This window comes from Thermoplasmata archaeon (genome assembly GCA_036395115.1).
Taxonomy (GTDB): Archaea; Thermoplasmatota; Thermoplasmata; order RBG-16-68-12; family RBG-16-68-12; genus RBG-16-68-12.
Genome location: DASWDU010000028.1, coordinates 1 through 22,304 on the forward strand (window position 1 = coordinate 1; position 22,304 = coordinate 22,304).

The following is a 22,304-nucleotide window of genomic DNA, read 5'->3' on the forward strand; positions in this document are numbered from 1 at the left end:
ACACCGTCGCGAGCACGTCCAGGACCAGGCCTCGGCCCGACGGGTCGTCGGCGTGACGCGTGTCGAACGGGGCCGCCGAGAAGCCGAACGGCCTGGGATCGAGCGACGCCTGGAGCAGGGCGGGGCTCTCGCGCAGCATCGGCACGAGCGCCTGGGACGTGTCCGGCGGGAGCTGGAGGCGGGCGGCCGCGCTGTCCCCGATGAGCGCGTGGAGGCGATCGCGGAGCTCCCGTGCATCCCCCGCGGAACGGACGGCCTCCAGGACCGCCTTGGGCAGCTCCTCCCGCAGGAGGCTGTCGCGGGGGACCGCGTCCGATACGACGACCAACTCCTGGATCGCGTCGGCTGTGATCCTCGCTTTCACTGCCTTGCTCGTCAACACCCGCTGGAGGAGCCCCTCCAGGCGGTAGCGAAGGTACGCGTCGGAGAGGACCCGCGGGAACCGGGAGGCCATCAGCTCGCCCCAGCGAGACCGGTCCGATAGGAGCAGGGCGACGGCCTTGTCGACTTTCTCGGGGTCGTCCAGCGTCGCTCTCCAGCCCTCCGGGGTCCGTTCGACCGGGAGGCCGTCCTGCGCCAAGCGGGCCAGGTTCCGCTTCACGGTCATGCGCGGTAGGTCGAGTTCCTTGGCGAGCCTCCCGTGGGGCACGGAGGCGCCCCGGCCCGCGTCGTCCAGGCGGGTGAGCAGGGCCAGCATGACCGTCCATTGGTGTCGGTGCGGTCGCCCCCTCCTGCGGCTGTGGCTCGGAACGGAATCGGTCATTTCGTCCCCTCGTCCTCAAGTACCGGCGCACCCCTCGAAGGCGTAGGAGGTGAAAAAAAGATGCCTGAACCCGGCGCCGCCGTGCCCCTCATCCTCGCCGCCGTCGTAGCCCTCGGAGCTTTGGCCCTGGGGACGGCCGCGATGACCGGCACCGCGACCGATCCGACGGTCGTCGCCGTCGCGGGGGGCCTCGCCCTATTCGGCGCGATTGGGGCGGCGATCAAGAAGCAGATCGCATAGAGAGAGGTCTCTCGGAACAGGTACGTCGCGAGCGAGCCACGGCTTCGTCAGCGAGGGTCAACGGGAATACGGCGCTGCCGTGAAAGTCCCCCCCGGATCATGCGGGGAGTCGCCACCCTGGCTCGAGGCCTAACGGACCTCTATCTGCAGAAGAACTGCATGAGGCCGATCAGCAGCTTCGGTTCGTTCAGTCGCGGGCGTGTCCTGGCTCTCACCCAAATGTGCAATCGACGGTGACCTTGTCCATGACGCTCTTGAGGGCAGCCAGCTCTTTTTGATCGAGTCGCGCGACAAAGAGATCGGAGACCCCGCGCAGGTGGATTCGCGCCGCCTCGGTCAGGCGGGCCACGCCCGCATCGGTCAGTACGACCACGACACCACGTCCGTCTGCATCGGTGTCGGCTCGACGAACGAGGCCTTCGTCAACCAGCCGCGCGACACGGCGAGTCATGCCCGACCGCGAGATGAGCGCCCGGGCCGCGAGGTCGGTCATGCGCAGCTCGCCACCCGCGAGCGCCAGCTGCGCGAGCACGTCGAAATCGGCCAAGGCCAGGCCGGTCTTCTTCTCGAGATCCGTATCGAGTTGGCGCATGAGCGTGGCGTGTGCTCGCAGCAGGGAGCGCCATGCCTCCAATCCGCGCCGGCTCGGCAGCTCTTTCGCGACGAGCCGGTCGAAGAGCCCAGTGACGTCCCGCTTTGATCTTACTTGCATCCGCAACCTTATACACCACCCAGGGTATAAGGTACTTGCACTTGCAAGTTATTCCACTGGAACAACGCGGAAGGGAGTGTCAATGACCACCGAGCTCTACGCCGACCTGGATCGGTCCATCAGACGTCGGTTCGGGACTCTGGCGGACGACACCCGCGTGAGGCGCACCGCGGCCGCCCTCGAAGCAAACGGAATTACCGTTCTCCGGGCGCCGGACGCCGCAGAAGCCAAACGGATCGTGCTGGGTCTCATCCCCGACGGATCCCAGGTGCATCACGGCGCCTCGCAATCTCTCGAGCTGTCGGGCATCGCCGAGGAGATCGAGAAATCCGGTCGCTACGAGCCGCTCCGGCCGAGAATCTGGAGCATGGATCGCAAGACGCAGGCCGACGAGATCCGCCGCCTCACCTCTGCGCCCGACGTCATGCTCGGCAGCGTGCATGCGGTCACCGAGAGTGGATCGCTGCTCGCGGTCTCGGCCAGTGGCAGCCAGCTCGGCCCCTACGTCACCGGTGCGGGGCGACTTATCCTCGTCGTGGGGACGCAGAAGATCGTGTCCGACCTCGAGGAGGGTCTCCGCCGCATCGACGAGTACGTCTTCCCGCTCGAGGATGCCCGCGCCCAGGCGGCGTATGGCGTGCACAGCGGCGTCAACAAGGTCCTCATCATCAACCGCGAGATCGTGCCCGGCCGCATCACCGTCGTCTTCGTTGACGAGGTCCTCGGCTTCTAGCGCCAGCCGACGGAGGAATCCACCATGGCCACCCAAATCGAATCGACGCTGGGTGTCGGCATCATCGGTGTTAGCCCCGTCCGGGGCTGGGCCGCCACCGCCCACATCCCGGCACTGCACGCGCTGCCAAACTACGAGATTCGGGCACTCAGCGGGCACAGCGCGGAATCCGCGCGCGCAGCGGGCGAAGCGTTCGGGGTCAGCGCGGTGTTCTCAGACCCCAAGCAGCTGGTGAGCCAACCCGACATCGATGTGGTCGCGGTTACGGTCAAGGTCCCGCACCACCGAGAGCTCGTCTCCGCCGCACTTGCCGCCGGCAAGGCCGTCTACTGCGAGTGGCCCCTTGGCCGCGACCTCGACGACGCGCGAGCGATGGCCGCACTCGCCGCCAAGCAGGGGGTGCGCACGGTCGTCGGGTTGCAGGCCCGCCAGGCCCCGGCGATCGAGTTCGTTCGAGAGCTGCTCCGCGACGGATACGTCGGTGAGGTCCTGTCAACGACCATGGTCGGGCTGTCGGTCCCGGGCGACGTGATCGTCCAGCCCAACGCGTACATGCTCGACAAGACAAACGGGGCCAACGTGCTGACGATCGCCGTCGGCCACAGCCTGGACATACTCAACTACGTACTGGGCGAGTTCGCCGACCTGTCGGCCGTCTCGAATCTCCGCAGGCCGCTCATCACCATCGAGGAGACCGGGGAGCAGATCGTGAAAACGGCGGCCGACCAAATCGCGGTGATCGGCACCCTGACGTCCGGCGCGATCGCCAGCGTGCATGTCCGTGAGGCCGTGGCGGGTGGTACCGGGTTCCTGTGGGAAATCAATGGAACCGACGGAACGCTTCGTATAACCGCTGACGCAGCATACCCCGAAATCTATCCCTTGACCGTCGCGGGAGCACACGGGCGGAGCGAGCCCGCCGAGCTTGCTGTCCCGGCGACGCTGACGCAGAAATGGCCCGCGCTCACCCGCCTGCAAGGAGCGCCCGCCTACAACGTCGGGCGTGCCTACGCCGCGTTCGCGGCAGACATCGAGAACGGGACTCACACCGTTCCGGACTTCGCGGACGCCGTCCGGCGCCACGAGGTCATCGCGGCCATCGAGAGGTCCGCGGCATCAGGGGAACGCTTGAAGGTGTAGCCCGTGCGCCGAGCCGAGTAGCAGAGCCTCGAGAAGGCGCTTGCGCCGCTCGATGCAGACGGCGGTCAGGCACTACGCCGACCTGCGAACGACACGAGGTCCGAAGGCGTTCATTTCCCCGGTCAACAGAAAGCCGACGCCAGGCTCGTCGTGTCTCAGAGACCGCACGGATCGGCAGGGGGGCCTGCGCGCCAGACGGTCAGGGCCACACAACGAACAGCGCCAGAACCGTGCCGTACGCCAAACGGGTCAGGAAGCTTGTCGTGACCGCAGCGGATCTGAGCCCTTCCGACCAGGGGCTGCCAGCCGTGGCCCGCCTGTGGATAGCGAGCGTGATGGCGAACAGGGCGATGCCATATCCGGGTCCCAAGATCCAGGGCAAAAGCCCGGACGGGAACAGGGGAAGGACCAACACGAAGACGACGCCTAGGACCAGCCCGTGGAGGAAGTGGAGCCCGAGCCCTGGGAGCAGAACGGCGTCCGCAGGCCGCCTGAGAATCCTCGAAGCCATCCTCTGATTCACCTGCCAATCGAGGAGGCCTTCGATCCCCCAACGAAACCGCACAGGGAGTTCCACGAGGGTCATCGCTCCCGTGGCCGCGAGGCCCGCGGCGAGCCCCCGCACGATCACGAGGACGTCCATGGTCTCACATTGCCAGGCCGTCAGGTCGGCGTGAGGCCTCGGCGCCGAGGCGACGCGGAGCGCCTCGAATCGGTTCCTCGCACGTCGAAGCCACTTTCGGACATCGAGTTACGACCTATAATCATCCCTGCATGGACTTGCTCCGCGCACCTTCCCCGTGGTCTCACAAGGCCCAATCCACCCGACCTAGGCGCGATACGCAGCGGGACACGCCGTCATAGGAGAATAGCGGACCCTGAGGGATTCGTGTGTTCTCCATATGGACATGTCAACGTCTGACAGAACAGCGGACCAATCGAGGTACGCGAAGAGCAGTAGGTCGTCCCGTCCCAACATGCTCCCTTGGGAGGTCACAGGCATTGGCGGGAACGAGGGCTTCAACGACATGATCCGAACAGAAGCGTCCGTAGCTGTCTTCGAAGTGCTTTGTCTCGACCTCCTGGCTGAATCGAAAATCTTGCCCCTCGCGCGACGTCCCTCGGTACGTCCGTTTGGTTGTCCCGTGGAGGCCACAATGACTCCCAAACTTGATAACGGCGCCGCAAGTCTGAACCGAGCGACTAGCATCCCAACGGATCAGTAAGGCACTCCGCCATGAAAGCAGAGACCGAGAACGACCGCCCAGTGCTCGGTAAGACCGAGAACGACCGCACAGTGCTCGGTAAGACCGAGAACGACCGCACAGTGCTCAACAATTTGTTCGGATTGGAAGAGGGGACATGCTACCTCGTTCGGGGGAAAAAGGCCGAAACGAGCTACCTGCTCTTCCAAGCCATTGTGGAACAGGGGACTCCTGGCCTTTGCATTACGACGAGGTACCCGGAGAAAGTGCGTTTGCGGTACCGTCTCGCCTCCTTTCCGGTCTGGTGGATTTCCTTCGTCCCAGGGGATCAACACTACGCCCCAACCGCGATCGGCGTCCTTGCGAAGGTGATCGAGGGCTTCGTCGACGAGAACCCAGCCGGCTGCGTTGTACTCCTGGACGGTGTTGAATCGATCATGAACAACATCGGGTTCGACAAGGACATGCTCTTCGTCGAGCATCTGAACGAGTACATGATGTCGCGGAAAGCGATCGTCCTCTTCACCGTGGATCCGGAGTGTTTCAAGCTATCCGAATTCGCCCGCCTCGAGAGATCCCTCGAAAGCATCGACGAACCGCAGTTGCGTCAAGCCCTGGACAACCCGGAACACTATCCTCGAACTGGAATCCGCTGACTGACGCGGACCCAAACATGAACGAACGGTCTCCCGGTGGCGGGACGAAGTGAAGGGATACCACCTCAGCCGTCCACCTCGCCGAGGAACGCATCCTTCGCCGCCCGCAGGTGATGGATTCACCCAAGGATGCCCTTGCGCGAATCAAACGCGGCTTCGCGGGGCCCTTGATTGACCGCGATTCGCATGGGAAAGAGCGCCGTCGTGCGGATTCGCTCTGTACGAGGCAATTTGGGCCAGTTCCGTCCTATGGATTCAAGGACGCGGGCATCGAGGCGACTACCGTGTCCTTCAACGTACGCACGAGCAAATCCTGATGGACCGGTTCGAGGCCCGTGACCACAAGGAAGGCAGCGTCATCGAGATTTCTGCGAAGCGGTTGCGCCATTCAATGCAGACGGCGGTCCGGCACTACCGGACCTGCGGACCAGCAGAGGTCAGAAGGCGGCGCAAGACGCTTGGGAGACGCCGATCGTCAAGGTCAGTGATCGTCGCGACTAGGCGTCGGCAAAACGTCAGACACGGACCCACCGAAAACCATGACCCCCTCGGACACGTCGCCATGGAGGAGCAGCGGACCCGGAGGGATTCGAACCCTCGACAGCCGGATTAGAAATCCGGTGCCCTATCCGTGCTAGGCGACGGGTCCGGTCTCAGGGACAGAACGGCAATCTTAATAACCCATCGACCCCGCACTCCGAGAACCGTTATCTAGCCCGGCCCATCCTTCCGATCCGGAGTTTTGACACCATCAAGGTCGTCCTCCTCGGAGCCGGCGCGATTTGCTCCGTCGTCGCCACACTCCTCGCGAAGAGCCCGAACGAATCGGGGGCGTGGGTCGGGGGCTCTCCGTGCCGCGCTTATACCTCTAAGTAGAGGTATATTACCGGCCGAGCCCAGGTGGGGACCGCGGTCTCACTTCCCGTGCAGTGCGGCTACGCGGAGAGGTCCTCGATGCGGTGTTGGCCCGCGTACACGTTGAATCGCTCGCCGCGCGCGAATCCGACGAGCGTCATCCCGAACTCGTTCGCCAGGGTGACCGCCAAGCTGGAGGGCGCTCCGACCGCTATGACGAACGGCGCGCCAGCCACCGCGGCCTTCTGCATGATCTCGAAGCTCGCGCGGCCGCTCACGGCAAGGATCCGGTCCGACAACGGGACGCGGTCCGAGAGGAACTGCTCCCCGACGACCTTGTCGACCGCATTGTGCCGGCCGACGTCCTCTCGAATGCTCACGCGGCGGCCGGCGGCTTCGAACAGCCCAGCGGCGTGAATCCCGCCCGTCTGCGAGAACAACGTCTGACCTGTCCGGAGGCGCTCCGGGATCGCCGCGATCGTCTCGGCGGTGGCGAGAGGCCGGTCCTTCGGAATCGGATGGCGGGCGGCGACGCGGACCGCTTCCAGGGACGTCTTGCCGCAGACGCCGCAGCTGGACGACATGTAGAAATGGCGGCTCAATCGGTCCGCGTTGAACTCGATTTCGGGCCGGAGGACCGCGCTCACGATGTTGTACTCCTGCGCGATGCCGGCGTCCGTGCAGTACTCGATCCGCACGAGGTCCCGTTTCCGGGCGACGATCCCCTCCGTCAGGAGGAATCCGGCCGCGAGCTCGAAGTCGTTCCCCGGAGTCCGCATCGTGACCGCTAGGGAAGTCGTGGCGCGGCGTTTCCCGCCGTGCTCCACGCGGATTTCTAGCGGCTCTTCGGCGGCGAGCCGGTCCTCTTCCTCGACGAGGCTCCCAGGGCTTCGCTTCCAGACGTCCGCGGTCGCCGTGGGGCCGGGGCGGTTCACGGGCCCTCCGGAGGTGTCGAGGGCCGGGTGATCTGCACGAGGGCGTTGTAGTCGGGCATCTCGCACGCGGGATCGACGACGCCACGGCGGATCAGGACGTTGCCCTCGGGCCAGTAGATCTGGACGTTCCGCGGTCGGATCGGCGCGATCCGGACGGGGCCCCGCAGCGATCCGAGCGGGTTCGAGACGAGGACTTCGTCGCCTTCATGGATGCCGAGCGCGTTCGCGTCGTCGGCGGACATGAGGACGTCTCGGCGCGCCGCACCCAACAAGAAGTCGACGTCGCCGTGAATCATCGAGTTGAACTGCTTCCCGCGTCGCGTGCTCAGCAGGAACTGCCCCTCCGGGATGTCCGCATCCGGCAGGCCGACCGTCGTGAAGCGCGCCCTTCCGTCCGGCGTCGGGAAGACGCCTCCCTCGCAGAGGCGCGGGCCGCTGTACTGAAAGGCGTCTCCCTTGGCCGCGAGGTTCTGGATGCCGTCGTACGTCGGGATCGCCCGGGCGATCTCCGCACGGATGGCGGCGGCGTCCTTGAAATGGATGAGCCGCGTGGCGTTCGGGATGGCGCGCTCGGCGAGGCCCATGAAGATCTCCCACTCCGCTCGCGCCTCGCCCACCCTTCGGCGGGGGATCTGCGGCGAGAAGTACACGCGGCGCTCCGTGGACGTCTCCGTGCCTCCGCCGGGCTGCTCGTACCGGGTCTGCGCGGGGAACAGGAGGACCTTCTCCGCGGGGTCGACGAGCATCGACGACGTGACGACGAGGTCTTGGTGGATCCGGAGGGGGATGCGCCCGAGCGCCTCGCGGACGTACTCCGGCTCCGGGAGCGTCTCGAGGAAGTTGCCTCCCGCCTGGTACAGGATGTCGAGGAGGCCCTCGTGCGCGGCGTCGATCATCCCGACCGCCGTCATGCCGGGGATCGTCGGCGGCCGGAAGCCCCAGATCCCCGCGAACCGGTCCGCGTTCTCGTCGTCCACGGGGAAGCCGAGTCCGAACGCCGCGGGCTGCGCCCCCATCTCCGAGCCGCCCTGGACGCCGCTGTGTCCCCGGATCGGCATGAGGCCGCACTTCTCCCGCCCGACGAAGCCGCGCGCCAGGGCGAGGTTCACGATCGCCTTGACGTTGTCCACGCCAAAGCGGTGGTGCGTGATCCCCATGCTCCACACGAAGACCGCGGAGCGCGCCTCGTGGTACATCCGCGCGAAATCGAGCATCCGCTCCCGAGAGACCCCCGCCTGCCGTTCGAGCTCTTCCCACGGTTGCGCCGCGAGCTGCACCCGCAAGGCGTAGAAGCCGCTCGTGTGCTTCTCGACGAATTCCTCATCGAGCCAGTCGTTCTCGAGGAGGTGCTTCAGGACCCCGGTGATGAAGGCGATGTCGCCCCCCGTGTGGACCGTGAAGAATTCGTCGGCGAAGTGCGTGCCGAACAGGGCGCTTCGCGGGACCGACGGCACCCAGTACCGTTCGAGGCCGGGCTCCCGCATCGGATTCACGACCGCGACTTTCGTGCCCTGCTCCTTCGCGTAGTACAGGTACTTCATCGTCACGGGCTGGTTGTTCGGGACGTCGGAGCCGAAGAAGACGATCAGATCGGTCCCGATCCAGTCCTTGTAGGAGCACGTCGAGGCGGCGACGCCGAGCGTCTCCTTGAGCCCGGTCGTGCTCGGCGAGTGGCACGGCCGGCTCGAGTTATCGATGTGGTTCGTCCCGATGAAACGGGCGACCTTGTTCGCGACGTAGTACGATTCGTTGGTCATTCCGCGGGAGGTGATGAAGAACGCGATCCGGTCCGGAGTCGTCGCTCGGATGCCCGTTGCCGCGGTCTGCAGCGCCTCGTCCCACGTGATCCGGCGGAAGCCCCGGTCGCCCCGGTCGCGGACCATCGGAAAGGCGAGTCGGCCGAGCCCCCGCAGCTCCTGCGAGGACTTCGTCCGCAGCGGCTCGACGTCCTTCAGCACCCGCGTCCGCAGGCGTCCCATCGTGTTCAGCGGCAGGAGGTCCAGGCGCACCGTGCAGAGGTGGATCCCTTCCATCGTGAAGTCGCGGAGGCCCGTCGTGCCCAGGGCGCAACCGTCGCACACCCCGTTTCGAAGGATCCGCGTGGCGAGCAGCGGCCGCCGTTTGTTGTCCCACGCCGATCGCAGGACTTCGCGGTAGTTGTGTGGCTTCACGAAGCCGAGGCCGAAGGGGACCGGGCTCACGCGCCGCATGGTCGTCCGTCGCCCCGGAGACGCCACGTGCCTGGGAAGCGCATGCGGTTTATCTTATCTTCCCCCTGCGAATCACACCGACGACGGACCCCTTTTCAAATCCCGAAGCCATCCCGTGCCCCATGGACACGGCCCTCATCCTCGCGGGCGGGGAATCCGCCCGATTCGGAAGGCCGAAGGCCCTCGTGGACGTCGGCGGCAAACCGATGGTGTCTCGGGTGTTCGACGCCGTCCAACCCCTCGCCGGGGAAGTCATCGTGGCGGTCGCTGACGCGGGCATGGCGGCCGCGATGAAACCCACGGTACCCTTAGTGAAATTCGCGGTCGACCGCCGGCGCGGGGTGGGCCCGATCGAAGGACTTGCTCGCGGCTTCAGCGTCGCGCTCGGAGATCGGGTCCTCGTCGCACCCTGCGACGCTCCCCTGTTGCGCGCCGAAATGTATCGACTGCTGCTCACGGACCTCGGAGACCATGACGTAGCCGTGCCCCGGTTGGACGTCCTCGATCCGGTTCGAGCCGTCTACCGGAAGACCGCGGTCCTGCGGATTCTCGCGAAGGCAACGGAGCCGGTGCCGTCCCCGTCGGCCCTGGTCGATCGACTCGACGCGGTCTTCGTGAGCGAAGAGCGGTTGCGGTCTGTCGATCCGCGACTCGACTCGTTCCTCGATGTGAACACGCACGCGGACCTGGACCAAGCCCTCCGGAGGATGAAGACACCCGCGGACTAGCACAGCGGGGCAAGGTCTGCGAAGGCTATGGTCGTCGGAGCCCTCGGAACAGACTCAGGACGGCCTTGCGGTGCTCCCCACGCCGGATTTCTTTGGCCTTTAGGAGTTCCTCGATCTTTTCAGGCGTGTATTCGCGGAACGTGGCGTCATCCATCGCCGCAAGCCGATCCAGCTCGCCGGCGTCGAGCCAGACCCCGTTGCAGTCGAGGCACACGTCCACGCGGATGTCCTCGATGTCCTCGCCATCCATCAGGCCGCCGCAGTTCGGGCAAACGAGCTGGCTGTCGGAATCGAGGCCCAGTTTTTTCGTGAGTAGTCTGTTCAGACTCCGGCTGCCTGTCAACGTCCGGATTTCCCCTCGGTCGAGGAACAGCCCACCGCAAGTCGGGCACACGTCCGTCTCCACGGTCCGGAGGTGCGTTTGCCGCGGTTCCTTCCGTAAGGGAGTCCAATCTTTGGGGCACTCCCGCGCCTCGCGGATCTTCTTGGTCACGGGCCTCATGACGGAGACGTTGGCGGAAGAGGCTTTCGCCTCGTGGGTCAGGTCAACCGAACATTCCGCGCGACGGGGGCGACCGTCTGCACGTAGCCTTTCGGCTCCGTGTTGGCGAAGATGTCCTGGAGGAGCTTCGCCCGATCCTTCTCCGGCACCCCATCGAGGAACTTCCGCTTCTTGCTGGTCTTCTCCCACTCGCGGAACTCTTCCTGCTTCGAGACGTACAGGGACTTGACCGTGTTCTGCACGAATCGCGTCCCGCCCGCGCTGACGGCGTCCGGATCATAGTCCCGCTGGACGAACTCGATGAAGAACCACTCGTCGTCGAACAATTCGCGCGTGAAGGCCTGGAGGAGCGGCCCGAAGGAATCTTTGTCCTTGTAGATGGGCGTGAGGAACTCGCCCCCCTTCGACTCGAGATGCGCCTTCAGCTTGGCGAGGTCCGTCGTCCGGAGCGCGAGGTGCTGCATGTACGTGTGCGCATCCTTCTGCGGCTGGCCCGCGAACCCGTAGACGAACGGCGCCTGCGCATGGGAGACCTCGTTGGGGGCGCTCAGCCCCATGACCACTGCGAGACATTCACCCGTCAAGCCGCTCCGGCACGCGAACGTAGCCATGGCGGTCTTCTCCTCGCCAACGCGTTCGGTCTCGTACACGCCGACGTAGCCGCTGTTCAGGAGGAAGTCGCGCAGGGCACGGTAGGTGTTCAGGTCGCGGCAGAGGACGGTCTTGTGGTCCACCTTGAGTTTCATGAACGGGGGAGCGGGCATTCCGTCACCGGCCTCGGAGGGGAAACTGGGGCGATAACCCTTTCGTGGCACGAGGTCGCACGGAGTGTGACGCCGTCGAGTGTGCTCCGAACTAGCCCCCTCCGATGCGCATTGAAGGCGACCTCGCGGGGGGCTCGAGTCTCGCGTGTCCGCGCATCGAGGAACGAAAGTAATGCGATGATCACGTCCGCGCGATGGAGTTCGCCAAGACGCCGATTCCCTCGATTTCGATCTCGACTCGGTCTCCGGGCATCAGGTACCTCGCCCGGTCGCCTCGCTCAAACTCGCAGCCGCCTGGAATCGTCCCGCTCCCCCACACCTCGCCTGCTTGGATCGGTTGGAAACGCGAGGCGAACTCGACCATCTCGGGGAACGACCACAAGGCGCGCGGACCTTCCTTCGCCCACGGGTTCTCGAAGACCATGTTGCGATAGCGGTCGCGCAGCCGCTCCTCATTGTTCACGCGGACCACAACGGCTTGGTCCCGCAGCTCCCCGAACTCGTCGCGGGTCACGATGGCGGGTCCGAGGGCGTTCGCCCAGTCCTTTCCCGGAGCGGGACCCATCCCGATCTTCCCGGCCGTAACTTGGATGTCACGCGCCGAGAAGTCGTTGAAAATCGTGACGCCGAACAGATGCGCAGGGGCCCTCATCGCATCGATCTCCCGACCGCCCTTGCCCAGGACGAAACCGATTTCTGCCTCGTAGTCCATCTTCGGCGAGAGGATGAGCCGGGGCGTCTTGCCGTCGAACATCTCGTAGCGCATCGGCCCGACCTCTTCCCCCGTCCCGACGATGTTCAGGTGGTTTCCATTGTAGTAGCCGGGCATCCAGTTCCATTCCGGCGGGATCGACGTCCACGCGGCCGCCCGTGTGCGGGCCACATGGGCACGGAACGCAAGGAAGTCTCGCAGGAGGCGGGGCAGGATCGGCGGATGGATCCGGACGTCGGGGGGTCGGAAGGCCCACGGAGGCGGATCCGACACGATCCGTTCGGCCTCAGAGAGGATTCGATGGGCGCGGTCCCAGATGTCCCCGGTCAGGTCCGGACAGGCGTCGATGAACCCGAGGGTGTCCGACGGGATGGCGGCGTCGGCTGCCGAGAGGTCTGCGATCCACTCCCAGCGGTCCCAGGGCCCGACGACGGCTCCGAGTCGGGGAGCGGAGCCGCCGCGGGAGAAGGTGACGAGCTTCATCGGCGCGGGCCTTCCGCGAATTCCCTCCAGGACACCGGGGGCGAATTCGTCGCGACGCACTCCGGACACGAGGCGGGCGGATAGAGCGGCACGTCGACCTGGAGCGTGCTGTAGAAGCGCGGGCCAAACCGCTCCTCCGTTTGGCGGACGAGGTCGGTGGCGCCCTTGACAAAGACCGCGGCCGAGACGACCTCCGCTCCGAGGCGCGTCACGAACTGCGGGAGGCGCAGGCCGACGCACCGCCCTTGGAGGCTCACGCCGTTGAAGGCGAGGACCTTCGAGTTCGAGGGCACCCATCCTTCGACGAGCGCGTTGCCAAAGCGTCCGCTCGGCCGGTATTCCCAGTAGGCCACGGGCCGACGCAGGCGCTGGGCGAACGCCTCGGCGAGCGGACGCACGGCCGGCTGAGCCGGCGCGAAGACCAGGTCGACGTCGATTCCCTCCCTCAACGCCCAGGCCGCCATGTCGTCCGCGATCGCGTCGACGAACGGCGCGTACGCGGTGACCGGCTCGATTGCGAAGAAGCCCCGCGTGTGATTGCCATCCTCGTCCGCGGGGTACACGAAGTGACCCTCCGCGGTGGACGGTCGGGAGACGTCGAGGATCTCCTCGAGGAATTGCGGCTTGAACGTGGGCGACACGAGTCGGATCGGGAGCGGCGGCATCGGTATCAACCCCTCACGCGGACGGCGATTCCCAGCCTTCGCCTTTCGGCGCGTGCACGCGGCTCTCGTCCCAGCTCAGGACGTACTCCGGGTCCCGGAACGCGTAGCCGTGGGTCGTGATGCGCATGCTCTCGAAGTAGGTATCGAGCATGACCGCGAGGCGGCCTTGCAATTTTCCGCGGCCGGCGAGGGACTTCTGCGCCGCGTTGCCTTGCGGACTGTGCGGCGTCGCGCCCGGATGGAATGTGAACGAGCCTTCCTCGACGACGCCCTCCCGCGCTCCGTAGAACGGATTGCAGAAGAACATGAGCTCGTCGGAGTCGACGTTGAAGTGGGCGTACGGCGCGGGGACCTCCTGCGGATGCCATCCGGCCATGACGGGCACGAACGAACAGAGGGAGAAGCCGCTGTGCGGCACGTTGCCCGCCTGGAACGTCTGGTGCATCGGCGGCGCCGTGTGGATCTCCCGCGCGATCCCGTGGTGGCTCTTGATGTCGAAGACGTACGGATAGAGGGCGCCCTCCCAGCCCGCAAGGTCGAACGGATGGTGGCCGAGCGTGAGCCGCGTGACCTTGCCGCCGGTGTGTCTCACGTCGATTGGGAATTCGCCGCGCTCGTCCTGGAACGGCGGTAGGACCGGCGTCTCGATCTCCGTCTCCACGACGGGCGACATCAGGGTGGCCTGGCCTTCCTTATTGAAATAGTGGGGCGCGAAGTTGACCGGATAGATCGACTCGACGAGGAGGAACCATGCCTTCGGCGACGTCAGCTCGACGCGGTACGTCGTGCCCTTCGGAATCACGACGTAGACGTCCTTGCGGAACGTCAGGTCGCCGTACTCCGACCGCACGACGCCCTCGCCTTCCTGCACGAAATAGACCTCGTGCCGCTCGCCGTTCCGAAAGAACGTGTCCGGCGGCATCGACTCCGCGGGCTTTGAGATCGACAGCGTCGTGCGCGGGCCGTGGACGACCGGCTTGCGGGAGCGGATCGCGTCTCTCTCGAAGGGCATGCGGCCCGTGTAGATGTGGTATGGCTGGAGCACGTCGGCCTCGGGAGGGAACTCTGGGACGAGATCGAAGTCCCCCTTGCGCGGGGGCTGGACCTGCTCCGTCGGATAGAACCGGACGTGGACCTTCCGCGACCAGGCGCCGCTGAAACCGTAGCTGCCATGGATCTCCTCCCTCGCGAGGACGTCGGGGATCGCATAGAATTCCGTGTGCGGTGTCGGCGGGAGCGTCCCCTTCTTGACGATCATCACCATGGCCGCCTCCCCCTCGGGGGGATATCGGCGCGCGCCGACTTAAACCCGCGCGGCTCATCCTGCGCGATGGGCCTGCGCGTACCGGATGCCGCCGCCCGCGAGGAGGACCTCACGCTGGTGTGGCCTCAGGTCAACCCGGACCGCCGTCCGCGTGCCGCGGGTCAGGTCCTCCACCTCGGCGTCGCGCTCGCCGCGGATCGCGGCGAAGACGTTCGTGATCCGCAGTCGGTCGCCCGCCCCGATCGCATCGTACCCCGTCGGATCCGCGAAGGTGACCGGCGGGATGCCCGAGTTCACGAGGTTGTCCAGGTGGATCCGGGCGAAGCTCTTCGCGAGGACCAGTCGCACGCCGAGGAACATCGGGGCGACGGCCGCATGCTCCCGGGAGGACCCTTGGCCGTAGTTCTCGCCGGCGACGATGAAGCCGCCGCCTCCCTTCTTCGCCCGCGCCGGAAACGTCGGGTCGACGTACTCGAAGACGTGTTGCGCCATTGCGGGGATGTTCGACCGCAGCGGGAGCACCTTCGCGCCGGCCGGCATGATGTGGTCCGTCGAGATGTTGTCGCCGAGCCGGATCAGGACCTCGCCATCGAGCGTGTCCGGTGGCGGCTGCGCGACCGGGAGCGGCGCGATATTCGGGCCCCGGATGACTTGGACCGACGCCCGGTCGTTCGGCGGCCATTCGAACCCGGACGTGTCGATGGGATACTTCGTCGGCTCCTTGACGATCGGAGCCTCCCCGAGGTCCCGCGGATCCGCGATCTCGCCTCGCACAGCGGTGGCTGCCGCCGTCTCGGGGCTGCACAGGTAGACGAGATCGTCCGCGGTCCCGCTGCGCCCCTCGAAGTTGCGGTTGAACGTCCGGACGGACGCCCCTTTCGTCGGCGGCGCGAAGCCCATGCCGATGCACGGCCCGCACGCGACCTCGAGTTCCCGGACGCCCGCCTTGATGAGTTTCGTCATGAGGCCGCTCGTCAGCATCAAGAGGAGCGTCTGGCGGGAGCCCGGCGAGACGGCCATCGAGATCCCGGGGGCCACACGCTTCCCGTCGAGGGCGTGCGCGACCACGCCTAGGTCTCGGAACGACGAGTTCACGCTGCTCCCCACCGCGACCTGGGCGACGTCCGTCCCCGCGACTTCTCGGACCGGCCTCACGTTATCCGGACTCGACGGGCAGGCGATGAGCGGTTCGATTTCGCCCAAGTCGACGTCCACGGTGTCATCGTACGCCGCGTCCCCTTCCGCCGCCAGCGGCCGGAACTCCTTCGAGCGCTCCTGCGCCGCGAGAAACTGCTTCGTCATCGTGTCTGCCGGGAATACGGACGCGGTCGCGCCGAGCTCGGTTCCCATGTTCGCGATCGTCCCCCGGGACGGGACGGTCAGTTCCTTCAGCCCCGGGCCGGTGTACTCGAGGACCTTGTTCTTCCCCCACTTCACGTCGAACCGGCGCAGGAGCTCGAGGATCACGTCCTTCGCGCTCACCCAGGGCCTGAATTCGCCGGTCAGCTTGACGTTGACGACCTCAGGCATCGTGAGTCGATACGGTTCCCCCGCCATCGCGCTCGCCACTTCGAAACCGCCGGCCCCGATCGCCAGCATCCCGCAAGCGCCCGCGTGGGGCGTGTGGGAGTCGCATCCGAGCATTGTCTCCCCCGGCACATCGAACCGTTCCATGTGGGCCCAGTGGCTGATCCCGTTGCCGGGTCCCGAGAAGAGGGCTCCGTACCGTTGACATACGCTCCGAAGGAAGCGGTGGTCGTCCGCGCTCTCGAATCCGGTCTGTAGGATGTTGTGGTCCACATACTGGGTCGCCTGCCGGATCGCGACGCCGTCCCGGCCCATCTGTTCGAATTCGAGCCACGCGAGCGTGCCCGTCGCGTCCTGGAGGAGCGTTTGGTCCATCCGGATGGCGATCTCCTCGCCGGCCTGCATCTTGCCATCGGCGAGGTGCGACTTGACGAGCTTGTGGGTCAGCGTCTCTCCGGACATGTCCCGCCTCGTCCGTGCGGATGACGGCTCCCGTTCATGAGCCTTCCCACCCACTCGGCCGCCGCGCCTCTATCGGTTCACGGACGACATGTCGGCGTAGCGGTCCCCGGCGGCGGCCCCTTTCGGGAATGCCGCGTCAATCCGTTCGAGGTCCGACCGCGTGAGGTGCACGTCGACGGCGCGGACGTTCTCCTCGAGATACCTGCGCTGCTTCGTCCCGGGGATCGGGACGATGTCGTCCCCCTGGCGCAGGAGCCAGGCGAGTGCCAGCTGCCCCGAGGTCACCCGTTTCTCCGCCGCAATTTCGCGGATCCGCTCGACGAGTTCTTGGTTCCGGTGGAAGTTGTCACGTTGAAAGCGAGGAAGGGACCGTCGGAAGTCGTCGGCGTCGAGTTCGTCCGGAGATTGAATCGTCCCCGTGAAGAATCCGCGGCCTAGAGGACTGAACGCGACGAACCCGATGCCGAGCTCCCGCACGGTGGACAGGATCTCCCCTTCCGGGTCGCGGGTCCAGAGCGAATACTCGGATTGGAGCGCCGAAATCGGATGGACCGCATGGGCCCGCCGGATCGTCTTCGACGACGCCTCAGAGAGGCCCAGGTATCGAACCTTGCCCTCGTCGACGAGCTCGGCCATGGCGGCGACCGTCTCCTCGATCGGCGTCTTCGGGTCGACCCGGTGGAGGTAATAGAGGTCGATCGTGTCGACGCCAAGCCGCTCGAGCGAAGCGTGACACGCCTCTCGGACGTGCGCCGGGCTGCCGTCCAGGCTGCGGCTGCCTGGTTCGCTTGAGCGAACGAGGCCGAATTTCGTGGCCAACACGACCTCGTCGCGGCGGCCCGCAATCGCCCGGCCAACGAGCTTCTCGTTCGTGAAGGGACCATACACGTCGGCGGTATCGAGAAAATTCACCCCGAGCTCCAGCGCACGATGAATCGTGTGGATCGCCTCGGCCTCGTCCGGCTGTCCGTAGACCTTGGACATGCCCATGCAGCCCAACCCGATTTCGGAGACCTTGAGGCCTTGCCGTCCCAGCGTGCGCGTTTTCATGACTCGTAGCCCCCTATGAAGGTCCGCCGAAAAGCCGCCGTTTGGGAAAAGGTTGACGCCGCTCGTGACGTGCGCGCGGGAAACCGTTCATCGATCCGAACAAGGAGATCCCGAAATCGTAGGCCGAGCGTCTCCGGTCACTCGCCGCCCGAGACGAAGACCGTCTCCGCGGTCACGAAATCGTTCTCGATGAGGAACCGGACCACGTGGGCGATCTCTTCTGGCTTTGCCATGCGGCCGAGCGGGATGTGCGCCACCCGTTCCGCGAGGTTCGGAATCCCCCGTCGGACCATTTCCGTGTCCGTGAGGCCCGGGGCGACCGCGGCGACCCGGACGTTGGCGTGCGCCACCTCGAGGCCCAGCGCCCGCGTGAGCCCGAGGAGCGCCGCCTTTGCGGCCGCGTAGTGGGCGCGGCCCGGACCGGGCGGACGCACCGCCGCGAATGAGGCGATGTTCACGATGACCCCTCGCTTTCGTTCGATCATCGTCGGCAGCACGTGGCGGATCATGTTGAACGCGCCGAAGACGTGGACGCGGAAGATGGACTCCCAGTCCCGTGGTTCCATCACCGCGGCCTTCTTGAGCTCGAAGATCCCCGCGTTGTTCACCAAGACATCGACGGGTCCGAATCGCTCGACGGCGGACCGCACGATCGTCCGACACGCATCGAAGTCTCCGACGTCCCCCGCGGCGACGAGCACCGGGCCTCGGGCCTGGAGCTCCTTCGCGACGCCCAGCAAGCCCTCGCTTTCCTTCCGCGCGTTCACGACGACCTTCGCGCCATGCTCGGCCAGCAACGAGGCGGTCGCTCGCCCGATGCCGCGCGAGGCTCCCGTGACGATCGCGACCGAATCACGGATCTCCATCGGCCTCTCCCCTGCAGACCGGAATCGGGCCGGGTACTTCAACCCCCCTCAAGGGGGTCGTCCGATGGCGCAAAGGCGCGGACCCCACCGCCTGGATAGACTGCCTCGAGACGCCCCCTCCCGTGCTTGAGATGTCAACGAGCTCGGAGGATGGGGCGGGTCAGACAGGTCGCGCCACCTTCCGCTTTCAGCGAGATCTCGTTCCCCCGGTATGTGCGCACGCGGCACCCGGCGTCTTCGAGCAGTCGCCTCGTGATCGGATTGCCTTCGAGAGTGATGCAGTCCCGCGGGGCCACCGCGAGCACGTTGGGAGCCATCGTCTCGAACTCGTGCTCGGGCACGTCGATGAAGTCGAATCCCCTCTCTCGGAGGTCCGTCCAGAACGGCACCGGCAGCAGGCGCCGGTAGACGACCGCGAGGTCCTCGTCGACGAGGCTAATCAGGGACATTAAATGGAGGCACGCGTCCGGTCCTCGGTGGTAGGGAAGCGGGACCGGCTCGGTGCGTACGCCTGATTCGCCGAGGATCTCGCGAAGTTGCCGGAGCCCATCGGCGTTCGTGCGGAAGCCTCGTCCGACCGCGAGCACGTCGTGGTTCACCCAGAGGAGGTCACCGCCTTCTGCGGTGGCCGGGGCCCGCAGGCTCCCGACGATCGGCACGCCCTCCTTGGCGAGGGCCTTTCCGATCGACGCCTCCTCGCCTCGCCGGAGCTCCTTGCCCATCCGCAACACGATCGCGCCTCGGTCCGTCACGATCGCGGGGTCGTGCACGAAGATCGCATCGGCCCGGCCCGGCTGCGGTTCGGCATCCCTGCGGACGTCGACGCCGGACGCACGCAACAGGGCCACGAGCCCGTCGTGTTCGTTCCGGGCGGCTTCCAGATTCGGCCGTGCCGTGTAGCCCCACGCCTTCGGATCCGCGACTGAGAACGAATCGTCCGGTCGACGGACGAGAACAATTCGCAACGGGTCGGTCATGCTCTGGGATCCGTAGGACGCGGTCACGGCTGTCCGGATGACGAAAACCTGCGGGGCTCTTACGCTTTCCTCCGCGGGGCCGGCTTGGCGGGACGGAGGTCAAACAAATCCTGGCGTTCCCGCGCAGGAGGTCGTTCGTCGACCCGAAGAAGGAGATTCCGAAGTCCTGAGGCGCTCAAGATTCAAGTAGCGCGCCCGCGGTCGCCGCCCGGATGGCGCTCTCCCTCGACACCCGCGTCCCGCTGACCGACGGGACGAAGATGCCGGCCCTCGGGCTCGGGGTGTGGCAGGCCGCATCCGGGAAGGAGACGCAGCGGGCGGTCGCGGCGGCGCTCGAGGCCGGCTACCGACTGATCGACACGGCGAAGCTCTACGGGAACGAGCAGGACGTCGGCTTGGCGGTCCGTGCGAGCAAGATCCCGCGCGACGAGATCTTCATCACGACGAAATTGTGGAACACGGACCACGGATACGAGGCGGCGCTCCGGGCGTTCGAGCGAAGCCGGCGGGAGCTCGACGTCGGCTCAATCGACCTCTACCTCATCCACTGGCCCGTGCCGGAGCTGCGCCTGGAATCGTGGAAGGCGCTGCTCCAACTCAAGGAGAAGGGGCTGGCGCGGTCGATCGGTGTGAGCAACTACACGATTCGCCACCTCGAGGCTCTCCTGGCGTCCTCGCCCAGCCCGCCGTCGGTGAACCAGGTCGAGTTCCATCCGTTCCTCTATCAATCGGATCTGCTCGCGTTCTGCCGGGGCCGCGACATCCAGCTCGAAGCCTACAGCCCGCTCACCCGCGGACATCGACTCGACCATCCCGTAATCAGGGCCCTCGCCGCAGAATACGGACAAACGCCCGCCCAAGTCCTGATCCGTTGGGGACTCCAGCATGGCCTCGTCGTGATCCCGAAGTCGGTCCGACCCGAACGGATCCGCGAGAACGCACAGGTCTTCGATTTCGAGCTCTCGCGGGCCGCGATGGCGCGCCTCGACGCGCTCGACGAGGGGTCCCATGTCGACTGGGACCCGGACGACCAGCCGTAGCGGCTCGACGAGCAGGCTTTACGCGTCGCGGCCGTTCCCGGGGCGTGGTGCGCCGACGGTACGAGCTGCCCGGAGACCTGGAACCGGCCTCCCTCGAGACGCGACGCGCATTCTATCGCGATCGGATGGACTACGGGGCGGCGGAGCGCTGGATGGCCCGGCCCCCCGGAGACCGGGCATACGCGCTCATCGTGGGCCGTCATTCGGGGATCTACCCGCGGCGCTTCCGGTCCCTGAAGAACGTGCCGCTCATCGTGGACGACGTGCGGGGCCCGAGGGGCTTGCGTCCGTTCCTGACGAAGTACCTGCCCGAAGGCGTGTACTACGACCGGAATGTCTATTCCTCTCTGGTCGACGCACGCGAGGCGGGCATCGACTATGCGCATGCGTGGCGCAGCCGCTACTTTCTCGGCCAGGAGCTCGCCTTCGACCTCGATCCGGAGAACCTCGACTGTCCCGTCCACGGCGACATCGCGGAGAAGATGAGGCGCGGGCAAGGCCTGTCGTTCTGCGATTGGGAGTTCGAGGAAGTGCGGCGGCAGGCGGCGGAACTCCACGATGAGTTGTCGCGGCGATGGACCCGCCTCCGCGTCGTCTACTCGGGACGGGGCTTCCACATCCACGTCTTCGATGCGGACGGCTTCCGCCTGAGTCGGAAGGAGCGGGGGACGATTGCGCGGCGCGTCGCCCGGAGATACGCAGTCGACGAATGGGTCACCTCGGGAGAGATGCGGCTCATCCGTCTGCCCTATTCCCTCCACGGGATGGTCTCTCGAATCGTGGTCCCCGTGGATCGCTCCCGTCTGGAACGGTTCCGTTATGACGACCCTCGGGCCCGACCCCGCAGCGCGCGTCCCTGACTACTTCTTTGCCCGAAGTTCTTTGCGGCCCGCGTAGTAGGCCTTCTTCTTCGCCGCCTTCTTCCCGGCCTTCTTCCGCTTCTTCTGCGCCATCGGCACCGCATGGCCCACGGTGGATTGAAACCTTTGCGCCTCGGGTCGCAAACATTGTATCCCACGGCGATCTTCGGTTTTCCGAGGAGTCCGGAGGAGTGCGAACGGCTGCCACGGCCTTCGATCCACTCGAGCCCTTTGCGAACAAGGAACGCTTAGACGAACTGGTCGAGGAGCTCGGAAAGTTCCGGTACAAGCTCTATGGCTCGATCCCGATCCGATTCCACCGAGGAGGGCCGACGAAGTACGAGTTCGATTTGAACCTCGGGGTGGTCCACTTCACGGAACAGGACTTTCAGAAGCTCAGCGAACTCTTTCAGCGGCTCAACAAGAAGTGGGGCGCGCGGATGACGTTCTGCGTCTACCCGTCGAAGGAGAAGGCGAGGGACATGATCCTCAACGTCCGCGGATCGCCACGTGCGCCCTCGGAGATCGACTGAGGCGACCGTCAAGTCCGTCTGGGCCTACGATTCGGGAACGTACGCGATTCCTTGGATCTCCACCTTCATCCCGAAGAGCAGGTCCGCTCGCACGGTCGCCCGGGCGGGTCTCGGTTCCCGCGGGAAGAACGTCGCGTACACCTCGTTCATCGCCGCGAATTCTCCGAGGTCCTTCAGATAGACCGTCGTCGAGAGGACGTGGTCCATTCCAGATCCGGCCGCCGCCACGACGCCTCGGAAGTTCTCGAGCGTCCGTCGCGTCTGTTCTCGGATGTCGCCGTCGACCACCTTTCCGTCGGGCCCGAGCGGCCCTTGCCCCGCGACGAAAACGAGATCCCGCCACCGCACGCCCCAAGAGAACGGGAGCCCCATCGCGGGCAGGTCCGTCCGCACCGCCTCATGCGTCATGGCCGGCGTATCCG

23 protein-coding genes and 1 tRNA gene are annotated in these 22,304 nt (G+C 66.1%); 8 read left to right on the forward strand and 16 right to left on the reverse strand.

The window, feature by feature from the left end:
• Positions 1-763, reverse strand: a 763-nt coding sequence (locus VF992_06395; protein ID HEX9340783.1) for a hypothetical protein, incomplete at its 3' end; no start/stop codon positions are given.
• Positions 764-823: 60 nt separating this feature from the next.
• Between VF992_06395 and VF992_06400 the strand changes: the two genes are divergently transcribed.
• On the forward strand, positions 824-1,003 hold the full coding sequence (locus tag VF992_06400) for a hypothetical protein (GenBank protein ID HEX9340784.1): 180 nt from the start codon (positions 824-826) through the stop codon (positions 1,001-1,003).
• A 211-nt stretch (positions 1,004-1,214) separates the two neighbouring features.
• Here the strand turns inward: VF992_06400 and VF992_06405 are convergent, their stop codons facing one another.
• Positions 1,215-1,715, reverse strand: a complete 501-nt coding sequence (locus tag VF992_06405) for a MarR family transcriptional regulator (GenBank protein HEX9340785.1) — start codon at positions 1,713-1,715, stop codon at positions 1,215-1,217.
• An 82-nt stretch (positions 1,716-1,797) separates the two neighbouring features.
• On the opposite strand from VF992_06405, the gene VF992_06410 reads away from it, so the two are divergent.
• Together VF992_06410 and VF992_06415 are read left to right on the forward strand one after the other, a co-directional pair.
• Complete coding sequence (locus VF992_06410; GenBank protein ID HEX9340786.1) at positions 1,798-2,448, forward strand: LUD domain-containing protein; 651 nt, start codon at positions 1,798-1,800, stop codon at positions 2,446-2,448.
• Positions 2,449-2,472: 24 nt separating this feature from the next.
• Positions 2,473-3,588 carry a Gfo/Idh/MocA family oxidoreductase gene (locus VF992_06415; GenBank protein HEX9340787.1) on the forward strand — a complete coding sequence of 372 codons (1,116 nt, stop codon included), beginning with the start codon at positions 2,473-2,475 and terminating at the stop codon, positions 3,586-3,588.
• 199 nt (positions 3,589-3,787) lie between these two features.
• On the opposite strand, the gene VF992_06420 is transcribed toward VF992_06415, so the two are convergent.
• Positions 3,788-4,231 carry a hypothetical protein gene (locus tag VF992_06420; protein HEX9340788.1) on the reverse strand — a complete coding sequence of 148 codons (444 nt, stop codon included), beginning with the start codon at positions 4,229-4,231 and terminating at the stop codon, positions 3,788-3,790.
• A gap of 594 nt (positions 4,232-4,825) precedes the next feature.
• Here VF992_06420 and VF992_06425 point away from each other — a divergent pair.
• Positions 4,826-5,449: a DUF835 domain-containing protein gene (locus VF992_06425; GenBank protein ID HEX9340789.1), complete on the forward strand. Its 624-nt coding sequence runs from the start codon at positions 4,826-4,828 to the stop codon at positions 5,447-5,449.
• A 574-nt stretch (positions 5,450-6,023) separates the two neighbouring features.
• Here the strand turns inward: VF992_06425 and VF992_06430 are convergent.
• The 3 genes from VF992_06430 to VF992_06440 all read right to left on the reverse strand — a co-directional run bounded on the left by VF992_06430 (position 6,024) and on the right by VF992_06440 (position 9,449).
• Positions 6,024-6,098 (reverse strand) — tRNA-Arg (locus tag VF992_06430).
• A gap of 286 nt (positions 6,099-6,384) precedes the next feature.
• A complete protein-coding gene (fdhD, locus tag VF992_06435; protein HEX9340790.1) occupies positions 6,385-7,239 on the reverse strand; it encodes a formate dehydrogenase accessory sulfurtransferase FdhD in 855 nt (284 codons plus the stop codon).
• Positions 7,236-9,449 carry an FdhF/YdeP family oxidoreductase gene (locus VF992_06440; GenBank protein HEX9340791.1) on the reverse strand — a complete coding sequence of 738 codons (2,214 nt, stop codon included), beginning with the start codon at positions 9,447-9,449 and terminating at the stop codon, positions 7,236-7,238. Before VF992_06440 ends, fdhD begins: the two co-directional genes overlap by 4 nt.
• A 122-nt stretch (positions 9,450-9,571) precedes the next feature.
• On the opposite strand from VF992_06440, the gene VF992_06445 reads away from it, so the two are divergent.
• Positions 9,572-10,177 (forward strand): molybdenum cofactor guanylyltransferase, encoded by a 606-nt coding sequence (locus tag VF992_06445; protein HEX9340792.1) that lies wholly within the window; start codon positions 9,572-9,574, stop codon positions 10,175-10,177.
• Positions 10,178-10,202: 25 nt separating this feature from the next.
• Here the strand turns inward: VF992_06445 and VF992_06450 are convergent, their stop codons facing one another.
• The 9 genes from VF992_06450 to VF992_06490 all read right to left on the reverse strand — a co-directional run bounded on the left by VF992_06450 (position 10,203) and on the right by VF992_06490 (position 19,476).
• Complete coding sequence (locus VF992_06450) at positions 10,203-10,670, reverse strand: zf-TFIIB domain-containing protein (protein HEX9340793.1); 468 nt, start codon at positions 10,668-10,670, stop codon at positions 10,203-10,205.
• A gap of 47 nt (positions 10,671-10,717) precedes the next feature.
• A complete protein-coding gene (locus VF992_06455) occupies positions 10,718-11,443 on the reverse strand; it encodes a hypothetical protein (GenBank protein ID HEX9340794.1) in 726 nt (241 codons plus the stop codon).
• Between the two features lie 181 nt (positions 11,444-11,624).
• Positions 11,625-12,638: a fumarylacetoacetate hydrolase family protein gene (locus tag VF992_06460; GenBank protein HEX9340795.1), complete on the reverse strand. Its 1,014-nt coding sequence runs from the start codon at positions 12,636-12,638 to the stop codon at positions 11,625-11,627.
• Positions 12,635-13,303, reverse strand: coding sequence for a hypothetical protein (locus tag VF992_06465; GenBank protein ID HEX9340796.1), 669 nt, complete (start codon positions 13,301-13,303; stop codon positions 12,635-12,637). The genes VF992_06460 and VF992_06465 overlap by 4 nt, the downstream gene beginning before the upstream one ends.
• A 13-nt stretch (positions 13,304-13,316) precedes the next feature.
• Complete coding sequence (locus VF992_06470; protein HEX9340797.1) at positions 13,317-14,567, reverse strand: homogentisate 1,2-dioxygenase; 1,251 nt, start codon at positions 14,565-14,567, stop codon at positions 13,317-13,319.
• A 54-nt stretch (positions 14,568-14,621) separates the two neighbouring features.
• The gene (locus VF992_06475) at positions 14,622-16,556 is read right to left on the reverse strand and encodes an aconitate hydratase (GenBank protein ID HEX9340798.1); all 1,935 of its coding nucleotides are present in this window, start codon (positions 16,554-16,556) and stop codon (positions 14,622-14,624) included.
• 69 nt (positions 16,557-16,625) lie between these two features.
• Complete coding sequence (locus tag VF992_06480; GenBank protein HEX9340799.1) at positions 16,626-17,606, reverse strand: aldo/keto reductase; 981 nt, start codon at positions 17,604-17,606, stop codon at positions 16,626-16,628.
• A gap of 137 nt (positions 17,607-17,743) precedes the next feature.
• On the reverse strand, positions 17,744-18,472 hold the full coding sequence (locus tag VF992_06485) for an SDR family NAD(P)-dependent oxidoreductase (protein ID HEX9340800.1): 729 nt from the start codon (positions 18,470-18,472) through the stop codon (positions 17,744-17,746).
• Positions 18,473-18,606: 134 nt separating this feature from the next.
• Positions 18,607-19,476, reverse strand: coding sequence for an arginine deiminase family protein (locus VF992_06490; GenBank protein HEX9340801.1), 870 nt, complete (start codon positions 19,474-19,476; stop codon positions 18,607-18,609).
• Positions 19,477-19,661: 185 nt separating this feature from the next.
• Here VF992_06490 and VF992_06495 point away from each other — a divergent pair, with 185 nt between their 5' ends.
• From VF992_06495 to VF992_06505, 3 genes are all read left to right on the forward strand, one after another.
• A complete protein-coding gene (locus tag VF992_06495; GenBank protein ID HEX9340802.1) occupies positions 19,662-20,489 on the forward strand; it encodes an aldo/keto reductase in 828 nt (275 codons plus the stop codon).
• Positions 20,490-20,536: 47 nt separating this feature from the next.
• Positions 20,537-21,349: a DNA primase gene (locus VF992_06500; protein HEX9340803.1), complete on the forward strand. Its 813-nt coding sequence runs from the start codon at positions 20,537-20,539 to the stop codon at positions 21,347-21,349.
• Positions 21,350-21,540: 191 nt separating this feature from the next.
• Complete coding sequence (locus VF992_06505; GenBank protein ID HEX9340804.1) at positions 21,541-21,882, forward strand: hypothetical protein; 342 nt, start codon at positions 21,541-21,543, stop codon at positions 21,880-21,882.
• A 24-nt stretch (positions 21,883-21,906) separates the two neighbouring features.
• On the opposite strand, the gene VF992_06510 is transcribed toward VF992_06505, so the two are convergent.
• Positions 21,907-22,290 (reverse strand): RidA family protein, encoded by a 384-nt coding sequence (locus VF992_06510; GenBank protein ID HEX9340805.1) that lies wholly within the window; start codon positions 22,288-22,290, stop codon positions 21,907-21,909.
• Between the last annotated feature and the right edge of the window lie 14 nt (positions 22,291-22,304).

Coding starts and splice junctions, on each gene's coding strand:
- VF992_06400 (HEX9340784.1), top strand. CDS start 824: ATGCCTGAACCCGGCGCCGCCGTGCCCCTCATCCTCGCCGCCGTCGTA.
- VF992_06405 (HEX9340785.1), bottom strand. CDS start 1,715: ATGCAAGTAAGATCAAAGCGGGACGTCACTGGGCTCTTCGACCGGCTC.
- VF992_06410 (HEX9340786.1), top strand. CDS start 1,798: ATGACCACCGAGCTCTACGCCGACCTGGATCGGTCCATCAGACGTCGG.
- VF992_06415 (HEX9340787.1), top strand. CDS start 2,473: ATGGCCACCCAAATCGAATCGACGCTGGGTGTCGGCATCATCGGTGTT.
- VF992_06420 (HEX9340788.1), bottom strand. CDS start 4,231: ATGGACGTCCTCGTGATCGTGCGGGGGCTCGCCGCGGGCCTCGCGGCC.
- VF992_06425 (HEX9340789.1), top strand. CDS start 4,826: ATGAAAGCAGAGACCGAGAACGACCGCCCAGTGCTCGGTAAGACCGAG.
- VF992_06440 (HEX9340791.1), bottom strand. CDS start 9,449: ATGCGGCGCGTGAGCCCGGTCCCCTTCGGCCTCGGCTTCGTGAAGCCA.
- VF992_06445 (HEX9340792.1), top strand. CDS start 9,572: ATGGACACGGCCCTCATCCTCGCGGGCGGGGAATCCGCCCGATTCGGA.
- VF992_06455 (HEX9340794.1), bottom strand. CDS start 11,443: ATGCCCGCTCCCCCGTTCATGAAACTCAAGGTGGACCACAAGACCGTC.
- VF992_06460 (HEX9340795.1), bottom strand. CDS start 12,638: ATGAAGCTCGTCACCTTCTCCCGCGGCGGCTCCGCTCCCCGACTCGGA.
- VF992_06465 (HEX9340796.1), bottom strand. CDS start 13,303: ATGCCGCCGCTCCCGATCCGACTCGTGTCGCCCACGTTCAAGCCGCAA.
- VF992_06470 (HEX9340797.1), bottom strand. CDS start 14,567: ATGGTGATGATCGTCAAGAAGGGGACGCTCCCGCCGACACCGCACACG.
- VF992_06475 (HEX9340798.1), bottom strand. CDS start 16,556: ATGTCCGGAGAGACGCTGACCCACAAGCTCGTCAAGTCGCACCTCGCC.
- VF992_06480 (HEX9340799.1), bottom strand. CDS start 17,606: ATGAAAACGCGCACGCTGGGACGGCAAGGCCTCAAGGTCTCCGAAATC.
- VF992_06485 (HEX9340800.1), bottom strand. CDS start 18,472: ATGGAGATCCGTGATTCGGTCGCGATCGTCACGGGAGCCTCGCGCGGC.
- VF992_06495 (HEX9340802.1), top strand. CDS start 19,662: ATGGCGCTCTCCCTCGACACCCGCGTCCCGCTGACCGACGGGACGAAG.
- VF992_06510 (HEX9340805.1), bottom strand. CDS start 22,290: ATGACGCATGAGGCGGTGCGGACGGACCTGCCCGCGATGGGGCTCCCG.